Here is a 9,384-nt window from a genome sequence, read left to right as displayed (position 1 = left end):
TTGAATGGGTTCATGTGCAGCTCCATCAGCAAAAGGGGATGATAAGTTTATCACCACCGACTATTTGCAACAGTGCCATCCGGGGTGGGTTTGTTCTGCCGGTTTAGTCCGGGGAGCAAGGTCACTTTGAGGGGAGATCTTCAGCAAGTAATTTTCCATGCGCGATAAGCCACCTGCGGCGTTTTGCCATCCACTGCTGAAATTCAGAGGTGCTCTCAACCTTCAGCACATCCTTCCGCTTCCAGGCCATTATGGGGCCAGCTTTTTGTGGTTGGTCGAGAAAGTCAGATATGGCTTTATCAGTCCAGTACCGCGCTTTCAATCCACTTTTACTTATCCAGTTATCGTGCCATTCAGCGCTTGCTTTAGCGCGTGAATCGGCGGCGTTGTAATAAAGCCTTACCGTCATTACTCGCTCCTATAATCTCAAGGCTCTGTCATCGTTATTTTTTTCATGGCCTTTATCTTTAGGCCGGGCATTACCTTTATCCTGCGTCGGCTCGGCTTTGTCTCGGCCTTTTTCGCGGGTATCATGCTGCTGCTCTTTGGCATAGCGTTTGAGTTGTTCCAGCTCAAGCGCGGCGGTTTTGAACCCTTCCCGGCTGGCCGCTTTATCCAGCTTCTTCTCATCGTCGGTGTAAATGACGGCTTCGTGTTTAGCGCGGGTGACAGCCACGTAATAAACATCTTTGGCCGTTGTGAGTGATCGGGTATCCATATTGATAAAAACCTTGTCGCAGGTCAGCCCCTGAGCACTATGAACGGTCGAAGCGTAAGCCAGCCCTAAGTACATAGGTTTGTTGGCATCAATTTTTACCAGCCGCCCTTTCTCGTTCTCCAGCAGTACCTCACCACTCTGGACGCTTTTTACCTTAAAACGGTCGCCGTTCGCTAAATCCAGATGTGCATCGTTACGGGTGATCCTTACCTGGTCGCCCACGGCCAGCTCCGTTTTTTCAACGGAGTACACGGATAATTTGGAAAATCGCGCCGGTGAAAATGCGATTGTGTCGCCGCTGCCGTCGCTTACCGTAAGTTTATTGCCGGGGCCGGTATCGAGAACGGTATAAACGGCCCCGCGTTTCAGCCCGTTGCTGTAATCCCGTTCCGGGATAATCACGGCTCCTTTTTCGTAATATTTGCTGTGCTGCCGCTGGGCCTGAGTGGTATCAAGACGGTTCAGAAGCGGGTAATTGATACCCTGGCCTTTTAGCCCCAGCTCGGCCTGAATGTACTCATTAATTTTTTTCCGGCTGTCGTTCGTGCCGGTGATGATCAGGGCGTTAGCCCGGTCTGTCGGCGGCATTGCCACGTAATCCCCGACAATGCGGCGGTAGCGCTGATCATGATTTTTTTCCTCTACGATGCTGGTTACGTGGGTCAACGACGCCTTTATTTTCCCTTCTGCTGCATTTAGCGCGGCTTTCAGCAATTCCGGGTCTTTCTGGCGCTGAATATCTTTCATATAGGCCGTTTCCATACCGGCTTTAATAAGCTGCTCGAAAGGTTTACCCGCTTCGACGGCTTTAGTCTGTTTGGTATCGCCCAGGAATACCGCTCGTGCGCCCGCATCGCGGATCACGCGCATGGTTTCCTCCATCTGGCGGGCTGGGATTACCCCTGCTTCGTCAATAAAAACTACTGAGCCGGGGCCAATTTTTTTATCTGAGGCCCGGAGGAAAGACTGGAGTGTGCGAGATTCCAGCCCTTCAGCCTGAAGCGCTTTAACCTGGCTACCGTAGGGGGCAAGACTGGTGACGTGTACGCCCTGCTCTTTTAGAAAATCCGCTGCCGATTTGGTCATATAACTTTTGCCAGTACCGGCAAACCCATGTACAGAAATAAACTGGTTGGGAGTATGAATAATTCCCATAACCGCTTTTAACTGTTCGGGTTTTAACGTTCTGCTGGCTAACCAGCCCTCGCTAAACTCGCGAGTGTATGGGGTCTGGATCTTTCCGCGCCCTTCCCGCTCCATCTTCAGTATGTTGCGTTCGCGTTGTTGAGCTAACTGTGTGGTAAAACGCGGCTTTTGCTGTACCAGCCGCCCGTTTGTGATGCCCTTATCTACGAGTTTACGGGCCTCATCTTTACTGCGGCCAGCTTTCACCAGTTCCGTTACCCATTGTTTGCGGGTCATTGCTACGTTCTGCTGTTTTTTATTGGTCGTGGCCGCTGCGTATGTTGCTTCTTCTTTGATGAGGTTGCCGGATGTTATGGCCCGTTCTCTCGCAGCCCGAATATCATCGAGGGTTAAGCGGCCATAGCCATGCTTCATCGCCACGTCCATCAGCTCCCGCTCGGTAATCACTGATTGACGTTCGGTAAGTGAACGAATGGCAAAGGTCATTACCTTGTCAGCCTGGTACTCGATAGGCTTTTCCAGCGCCGCTGGCTGCGTATTCCGCGCTATATCGTCGTTGGCCGCACCTTTCCACTCCCGGCTATCAAAATCAATCTGAAGCTCTTTGGCGCGATTTTTCCAGCCCTCATAGAGTACATCGCGATCTACTTCGCCTTTGCTTTTACGAGTTTTCAGCGCGGCCGCATTTTTTAGCTCATGGCTGGCCGTTTCACGGCTTAAACCATTCTTTGCTAACTCTGCCTCAATCTGCTGGCTGCGCTGGCTGAATTGGGCTATCTGCTCCTGGCTGAAATGCGCCAAATCAAACGTACCATTCCGATCATAACGCAGGTTGTAACCGGCCAGCTCCAGCTCTCTTGCCAGCTCGGATTTGTAAACGTTACCCAATAACGTAAGCGAGTTCACAATGCCGTCATTCGTGAGCGAACGCCATTTACCATCGCTGGTTTTGGTGAGGTTCATTACAAAGGCATGGGTGTGCAAATCCGGGTCTAGCTCGCGTGACGTTTCGTGTCGAAACTTGCCGACAATCAGCTTATTCGTGTTTTCAACGTGCGTTTTTTTATTGACGGTAAAGCGGCCTAGTGCCAGCCGTTCCGCTTCCTCGATGGCTTTAGTGACCGCCCGATCGTGCGCTTCAATGATACGTTTATCACCGTTGACCAGTGCCTGAAGCGAAACGCCTTTCGGCGCGGAAAACGTAAGATCGTATCCCAATCGTTCTTTGCTTTCGCTGTTGGCCGTTTTACGCATCACGGAAATGTCATCCGTTACTTTGCCATCAAGCAATTTCGCAAACCGTTTTTGTTCTACCTCGCCGGTTAAGCCCAGTTCTTCCGCGCCAGCGCCTTGCCACTGCATCGCGTTACCGTCTTTCGCATAGTAATCGTCTGCGCCATCAGCATAGTAATCAACAACCCTATCGACACGCTGGCGGGTAATCGTCGTAATATTCAGCATATTTACATTCCTGCAAATGCGGTGCTTTCACGTAAGACCACGCCCGGTACAGGGTTAGAACGAGTGTAGTTAACGTGATGAGTCTCAAATTTAGCCACTGGCAGATTTCCTGGAAACGCGATGTAGCCGGTCAGATCATCCAGCGTGGCGATTTCGGTTGGCGTTACAGCCCGCTCGCGCTTGTGATCATCATTGGTATTTTTGGTTCCCAACTGACCAAAGCGGCGGCTAATCCCCGTTTTTTCTCTTTCGCCCTCAATCTCCCCCAATGATTTAGAGACAAATTCGAGGGTTCTTTCACCCAGGCGACCAGCGGCCATAACAACCGATGTACGATGGTTAGACAGAAGGGTTTCAGCTACATCACTGCCATAGATGCTAATGACCTGCGAATACGACTGATAGCCGGTGACAACCCGTAGTCCTTTTTTACGACCTTTTGTTAACGCATCACGTAATGATGGCAGGTAATCAAGGGATTCCAGTTCGTCTATAAACGTCCAGATTTTACGGGAGTTGCTTTTGCTCATACCTAACACAATAGAAAATATGCTATCTGTCCAGCATGAAATAAGCGATTTCAAGGCTTCACGCATTTCATCTGTCCAGGTGATATACAGATTCCCGCCTTTCGGATCTTCCAGCCATTCACGAATTGAGAAGTTCCCTGCTGGCATTTTCAGGTGAGCGGCAAGTTTATTACTAAGCACAAAGCGAGCACTACCAACGGCCCGACCGCTACCAGCAAATAAAGCCTGTGCTTTAGTGCCTCTGACATATTCTTCAAGTTCTTCCAGTGGTACTTCATTTGTCCAGTAGAATACTTCTTCCATCGTTGGGTTTCGACTTGTGTTAAATACTTTACGGGATACCTCGGTAAATAAAAGACGACCATATCCATTCCATTCTTCTGTTTGCGAATCCTTCGCTGTAGGTACGATAGAAACACCGAATCGCTCAAAGTCAAAATCACTTTTTATTTCGTTGAAAAATACCCACCCTTCTGTTCTGGCATCATAGGGATTTAAAATCTTATCGCCTTTTTTATAAAAACGAGAAAGGAAATCGCCATCTGGATCGAGGATTATCATGCGGTCTTTATTTGAGGCAATACGTTGCTTTTTTCCACGCATCAAGCAACATTTCATCATTTCAGCAAAGATTGTTGATTTACCAACACCGGTCGCCCCGGCTATTGAAATATGTGTACCTTCCGCTTTTGTAGGGATTGGAATATCGGCTATTGTTATTTGCGGCTCTCTTTCTTTAGTTATTGATGCTAAAGCCCGCTGAGAAACAAGCCGCGTACCACGATATATTTTCTTAAATGGTGCACCTTTAAATATCTGGTGATTAAATTTGAAAAATATGATTAAGCCTATGATGGCAATAATTTCACCGACTAATAAAGCACCCCATAAAGGCCATAAATCAAAAGTCTGCTGAATAAGTAAAACCAGACGTTCACGCGCATCTTTTGGCGTAAAACCATACAAGGCTTTCGCCGAGATAAACCACGTAACAAGGGGGGTAAAAAGCAATGCCCCCAGGCAAATTTTGCCCTTATCCGCTTCATTCATGACTCTGTTCCTCTCTCTCCCGGGCCAGCTCTGCTGACCACGGCTCCAGCCCTAACCGGCGAATTTCACCACCGGCAACTTTCTGCGCATCTGCTTTACTCACCTGGCGAAGTATCAATAACACCTCAATCAACATTGCCTCGATGTATCGATCTCGTCCGGCGGCTTGCTGCTCTGAAGATGAACGTTTCAGCAATTTATCAAGCCGGGCGATCACTTCACTGGCACTCTCTTTTTGTCCAAAAAGCTGTTGCTTGATGTACTCCGATACGTTGCCCTCCGAACGGTATTCAAGGTCGATTTTTTGCTCTTCGGTCACTCTTAAACTGATAGATGGCATAGGTTTCCTTTGTGTAATACAGATGTAATACATACAAATCTAGCATATATGCGGCTTAGAACCACATGTGTAATACGTTGCGTATTACACATTAAAACACAAATTAGAATAATTTGTTTTGTTTTCAAGCATTTACGATGAAATCGTAATTGCGTATGGTGTATAGCCATTAAGGGATACCATAACACGCCTTTTTTAAGGGAGAAACAGCTCTTACACACGCATAAAACGCTCAAAAAGCGTTCACATTCACCACTTTCATGCTTGCATGAAAGTTTTCTACACCGATACTACTGAATTACTACTAAAATACTACAAACTGAAATAGCCATTACTACAGATATACTACTGATATACTACAAAAATGAGCGGTATCGACAAGCGTTACTACTGAATTACTACAGGAATACTACTGAAATACTACAAAACCGATTGACAGCTAAAACAGGCTGCCATATAGTGAAATTCGACAAGCGGGGGTGGTATGAAAAAAGACCTTTTACTGGAACCTCGCAATCTCGCTGCGGCTGTAAGAGCGCGTCTTGATGAGATTGAAGGTTTGTTAGACAAGGGTATTAGTAGGCAAGAAATTGCTCAACTTCTTGATAGTGAATACAGCTTTTCTGTGACTGTGAAAGCGTTAGATATGGCTTTGTACCGGGCAAGATTGAAACGCAAAAAAGGTGGATTGCACAATCCAGAAAGTACGGTAAATACTGGATTGCACAACCCAAAAGAGCAGGAGAAAGCGGAACCGGTGGAAACTGGATTGCAAAATCCAGAACCAGAAAAATTAGTTGAGGATATGGGCGGGAACAAAGAATTTTTATCCGATACAGATTTTAAAAAAATCGGGGATGAGGCAAAAAAAGTTGCGTCCTCATTCAAAGGTAACGTAGGTAATAAAAAAGGTTTCTAAAGGAGCGAATAGATGAAAATTGCAGTAATGAACTACAGTGGCAGTGTCGGCAAAACCATTATTTCGTCATACCTGCTGTATCCTCGCATGGCTGGCGCTAAATTCTTTGCCATCGAGACAATCAATATGTCGGCTGCGGATTTGGGTGTTGATGAAGTGATGAGATTAACCGGCGATAACTTTGGTCAACTCGTTGAAGAAATCGTATTTGAAGATAATGCCATCGTGGATATTGGCGCGTCGAACGTTGAGCGCTTTCTTTCTACCATGACAAAATATGAGGGTGCAATTGACGAATTTGATAAATATCTGATTCCTGTCACCCCGGATGATAAAGCATGGCAGGAAAGTATTAAGACCGCCCTCGCGTTAAGTGCCGTTGGCGTTCCTAAATCTAAAATTGTTCTTCTGCCTAACCGCATTAAATCGACTCCGCAGGAGGATATTGCTTCAGTGTATGAATGGGCGAAGGATTCTAAAAAAGCCACTATTCATAAAGATGCCGCCGTTTTTGAAAGTGAAATTTATGAATACCTCGCGTATCACAAAATTTCGTTTGAAGAACTGCTGGCTGAAGATCCAGAAACATTTAAAGCGAAAGCTAAATCCTGCACTGATGCCGACGAACGCGCGGCGGCTGCGCGACGTTATCGCTGGATGAAATTAGCGCTGCCGGTTAAACGTAATCTTGATCGTACCTTTGAAATATTAACGGCTGAATAATATGGAAAAGCAACCTGATAAATTAGATATCCTGATGGACTGGTTTTTAGGCGATGCGAAAGAAATCACCTCAAAACTGGAAAGCGTAACCACAAGCGTTACCGAAACAGTAGAACGGCTGGATAAAGCCTCCGATGAAATAAAGAAATCATCTGAGGTGGCGAAAACAGAAGTGATCGCAAGCCAGCGCGAGCTGGTCAACACTCTGAAGAAGGAGCAGAAGGTTAGCGACCAATTTTTTGAACGTCTGGCCGGGGCGCAAACAGGGTTTTCGCAAGCGCTTATCAGGCAGATTCTGATTATCACGGTTGTCTGTTCCTTCGTTGGTGGAGCGCTCGGCGCGGCGGCTATAACGTTCCTGCTTCACTGACAAAAAGCCTGACCTGAAGCGGCCCTATCCGGGCCGTTTTTTTTGGCCTCGATTGCGTTAGGGATTGAAGCCCGAAGGGGCGAGACAGCTTGCCTGGCTCGATGCGCAGCACGAAAGCCCGCCCGCAGGGAACGCCCAAAAATAAAAGTGGATTGCACAATCCATAACCAATAAAATGGTTTGTGCAATCCAGAAATCCATTGTGAGGCCGCTATGATCATCCCTACCCAGGAAACTTACGACGAGCTTCAACGCGCCTACGAATTTTTCAATCAACGCCTATTTGAAAGTGCGCTGCCGCCTTGCCTTATCACCCTTCAGCGCGAAAAACGAACGTATGGCTATTTCTCGAATGGTCGCTTTGTTGGTCGCTCAACCGGACAAATCGTTGATGAAATCGCCATGAATCCGGTCTATTTCTCGATCCGCACGATACGCGACACGCTTTCCACGCTTGTGCATGAAATGGTTCACCAGTTGCAGCAACACACCGGCAAACCGGGCCGCCGTGGATACCACAATAAAGAATGGGCGGCGATGATGGAGCGCATCGGCCTGATACCATCCGACACCGGCCAGCCAGGAGGTAAGCGCGTCGGTGAGTCCATGAGTCATTACATCGAGGACGGCGGCGCGTTTGATACCGCCTGCAAGGAGCTGCTTACCACGGAGTTTAAACTGAGTTGGCTGGATCGGTTCCCGCCACACAAACCAACGCCACCAACGCCAACCGGCGCAGACGGTAAAGGGTATGTCGATGACGAAGATTATGGGGATGAAGGATACGGCGACGATGGCGAGCTGGATGATGAGATCACACAAGCCCTTTCGCTGGTAAACCCGCCGCCAGATACGCCGGTGAATAAATCAAACCGGAAAAAATACACCTGCCCGAAATGCCATACGAACGTGTGGGGAAAGCCGGGCCTGATCCTGTACTGTGGTGGCGAACACTGCGGAAAGGCAGAATACCAGCCAACCTAACCAGAAAAAAACCGCCGTATGAGGCGGTTTTTTTTAGTTTTTACGTCCTCGCGTTACGCTCGCAAAAAGCGGTTGCCGCCGCTATGAGGGATACCCGCGCCAACGGCGCGGGTGATTGATTATCGGGCTGTTCTGGCGATAGCCTCCATTTCAGCTTTCAGCTTGCGGGGTGTCACCGGAACCGGAGAGGATTTCATCTGGTAAGCAGCTACCAGCTCCCGATCACCTTCCTGAAAAACCGCCTTGCCGTTGCGGTTGCAGATAAATTTTTTCATAACCTTGCTCCTTCGCTTACGGTCAGCACCATTGCTAACCGATAAATACAGTATAAATTCTCCCCCTCAAAAAGTCAACTTTAAGTATCATTAAATGATACTTAAATAATACGTTATACAGCAGCGCGGCAATGCCGCGCTGTTCCGCGTTGTTAGCGATCCTGGTACAGATTAACCAGCTTTTTGAACTGCTTAAAATGGTTGGCTTCAACAAGCGCGATATGCCGAAAATTTTTCGTGTCGCCGGAAAGGATGTAATGATATTCATACTTCATCTGTTCAGGGAATTTCTTACGAAACTGGATCAGATCATCCATTCCCTCAAATTCATACACTTCAGCCTCTTCATCAATCGCGCCTTTTGCTTTCTCGGCCATCAGGATGATATTTCCCATATTTACCCCCGTATCATGGTTAGAAACCGTAGTGGTTAGTGGTTAGCCGTCTTAGCGTTAGCTTTACGCTGATAGAGCCAGAGAGATAAAGCGCAGTCAGCCACGAAAGCAGCACCGAACGCCGTTACCGCGATAAACATTGGCATAAACGGGTGTGGAGTATCGAGATTGACTAACACGGCATATACAGCGGCCAGCGTGACGATACAGGAGCAAAACAGGCACATCTGCACCAGTTCTTTGTAACCGTCGCGCACAAGACGCCAGGGGAGATATAACGCGCCTGTTATGGCGAGGACTAAAACAACAAGAGTCGTATTCATACATTTTCCTTCGCAGGTTGCCCGGAGCGGTTGCCGCCGCTGGTTCCGGGCCGGTCAGCACCATTGCTAACCGTAAATAAAGTATAGGCTTTCCCCCTCTAAAAGTCAACTTTTAGTATCATTATATAGTACGATAAAGATACTTAAATT

11 protein-coding genes are annotated in these 9,384 nt (G+C 47.7%); 4 read left to right on the top strand and 7 right to left on the bottom strand.

Annotation, left to right across the window (positions count from 1 at the left end):
* Positions 1 to 121: 121 nt before the first annotated feature.
* Genes OQV04_RS21970 through OQV04_RS21955 form a run of 4 tightly spaced genes read right to left on the bottom strand, consistent with a single transcriptional unit; the run spans position 122 to position 5,245 of the window.
* The gene (locus OQV04_RS21970; RefSeq protein WP_033544594.1) at positions 122 to 409 is read right to left on the bottom strand and encodes a hypothetical protein; all 288 of its coding nucleotides are present in this window, start codon (positions 407 to 409) and stop codon (positions 122 to 124) included.
* Between the two features lie 9 nt (positions 410 to 418).
* Complete coding sequence (gene mobF / locus OQV04_RS21965; protein ID WP_052953523.1) at positions 419 to 3,325, bottom strand: MobF family relaxase; 2,907 nt, start codon at positions 3,323 to 3,325, stop codon at positions 419 to 421.
* Positions 3,326 to 3,327: 2 nt separating this feature from the next.
* A complete protein-coding gene (locus OQV04_RS21960; protein ID WP_047929022.1) occupies positions 3,328 to 4,905 on the bottom strand; it encodes a type IV secretion system DNA-binding domain-containing protein in 1,578 nt (525 codons plus the stop codon).
* Positions 4,898 to 5,245 carry a hypothetical protein gene (locus tag OQV04_RS21955; protein WP_047929023.1) on the bottom strand — a complete coding sequence of 116 codons (348 nt, stop codon included), beginning with the start codon at positions 5,243 to 5,245 and terminating at the stop codon, positions 4,898 to 4,900. The genes OQV04_RS21960 and OQV04_RS21955 overlap by 8 nt, the downstream gene beginning before the upstream one ends.
* 484 nt (positions 5,246 to 5,729) lie before the next feature.
* Here OQV04_RS21955 and OQV04_RS21950 point away from each other — a divergent pair, with 484 nt between their 5' ends.
* The 4 genes from OQV04_RS21950 to OQV04_RS21935 all read left to right on the top strand — a co-directional run bounded on the left by OQV04_RS21950 (position 5,730) and on the right by OQV04_RS21935 (position 8,241).
* Positions 5,730 to 6,164 (top strand): hypothetical protein, encoded by a 435-nt coding sequence (locus OQV04_RS21950; RefSeq protein WP_053059852.1) that lies wholly within the window; start codon positions 5,730 to 5,732, stop codon positions 6,162 to 6,164.
* A gap of 12 nt (positions 6,165 to 6,176) precedes the next feature.
* Positions 6,177 to 6,887, top strand: a complete 711-nt coding sequence (stbB, locus tag OQV04_RS21945; protein WP_053273075.1) for a StbB family protein — start codon at positions 6,177 to 6,179, stop codon at positions 6,885 to 6,887.
* Between the two features lies 1 nt (position 6,888).
* Positions 6,889 to 7,257, top strand: a complete 369-nt coding sequence (gene stbC / locus OQV04_RS21940) for a plasmid stabilization protein StbC (protein ID WP_015345231.1) — start codon at positions 6,889 to 6,891, stop codon at positions 7,255 to 7,257.
* A 213-nt stretch (positions 7,258 to 7,470) separates the two neighbouring features.
* Complete coding sequence (locus tag OQV04_RS21935) at positions 7,471 to 8,241, top strand: SprT-like domain-containing protein (RefSeq protein ID WP_039026342.1); 771 nt, start codon at positions 7,471 to 7,473, stop codon at positions 8,239 to 8,241.
* Between the two features lie 119 nt (positions 8,242 to 8,360).
* On the opposite strand, the gene OQV04_RS21930 is transcribed toward OQV04_RS21935, so the two are convergent.
* From OQV04_RS21930 to OQV04_RS21920, 3 genes are all read right to left on the bottom strand, one after another.
* Positions 8,361 to 8,516 (bottom strand): hypothetical protein, encoded by a 156-nt coding sequence (locus OQV04_RS21930; protein WP_021536821.1) that lies wholly within the window; start codon positions 8,514 to 8,516, stop codon positions 8,361 to 8,363.
* Positions 8,517 to 8,668: 152 nt separating this feature from the next.
* A complete protein-coding gene (locus tag OQV04_RS21925; RefSeq protein WP_042036420.1) occupies positions 8,669 to 8,911 on the bottom strand; it encodes a hypothetical protein in 243 nt (80 codons plus the stop codon).
* A 35-nt stretch (positions 8,912 to 8,946) separates the two neighbouring features.
* Positions 8,947 to 9,234, bottom strand: a complete 288-nt coding sequence (locus tag OQV04_RS21920; protein WP_001098466.1) for a hypothetical protein — start codon at positions 9,232 to 9,234, stop codon at positions 8,947 to 8,949.
* Between the last annotated feature and the right edge of the window lie 150 nt (positions 9,235 to 9,384).

The sequence above is a fragment of the Escherichia sp. Lx600-2 genome, from assembly GCF_036662595.1.
Lineage (GTDB): Bacteria > Pseudomonadota > Gammaproteobacteria > Enterobacterales > Enterobacteriaceae > Escherichia > Escherichia coli.
This window is presented reverse-complemented; position numbering and strand designations above follow the sequence as displayed.

What these genes read in the sequence shown, in the direction of transcription:
- OQV04_RS21970 (WP_033544594.1), bottom strand. Translation starts at nt 409, where the DNA reads ATGACGGTAAGGCTTTATTACAACGCCGCCGATTCACGCGCTAAAGCA.
- mobF (WP_052953523.1), bottom strand. Translation starts at nt 3,325, where the DNA reads ATGCTGAATATTACGACGATTACCCGCCAGCGTGTCGATAGGGTTGTT.
- OQV04_RS21960 (WP_047929022.1), bottom strand. Translation starts at nt 4,905, where the DNA reads ATGAATGAAGCGGATAAGGGCAAAATTTGCCTGGGGGCATTGCTTTTT.
- OQV04_RS21955 (WP_047929023.1), bottom strand. Translation starts at nt 5,245, where the DNA reads ATGCCATCTATCAGTTTAAGAGTGACCGAAGAGCAAAAAATCGACCTT.
- OQV04_RS21950 (WP_053059852.1), top strand. Translation starts at nt 5,730, where the DNA reads ATGAAAAAAGACCTTTTACTGGAACCTCGCAATCTCGCTGCGGCTGTA.
- stbB (WP_053273075.1), top strand. Translation starts at nt 6,177, where the DNA reads ATGAAAATTGCAGTAATGAACTACAGTGGCAGTGTCGGCAAAACCATT.
- stbC (WP_015345231.1), top strand. Translation starts at nt 6,889, where the DNA reads ATGGAAAAGCAACCTGATAAATTAGATATCCTGATGGACTGGTTTTTA.
- OQV04_RS21935 (WP_039026342.1), top strand. Translation starts at nt 7,471, where the DNA reads ATGATCATCCCTACCCAGGAAACTTACGACGAGCTTCAACGCGCCTAC.
- OQV04_RS21930 (WP_021536821.1), bottom strand. Translation starts at nt 8,516, where the DNA reads ATGAAAAAATTTATCTGCAACCGCAACGGCAAGGCGGTTTTTCAGGAA.
- OQV04_RS21925 (WP_042036420.1), bottom strand. Translation starts at nt 8,911, where the DNA reads ATGGGAAATATCATCCTGATGGCCGAGAAAGCAAAAGGCGCGATTGAT.
- OQV04_RS21920 (WP_001098466.1), bottom strand. Translation starts at nt 9,234, where the DNA reads ATGAATACGACTCTTGTTGTTTTAGTCCTCGCCATAACAGGCGCGTTA.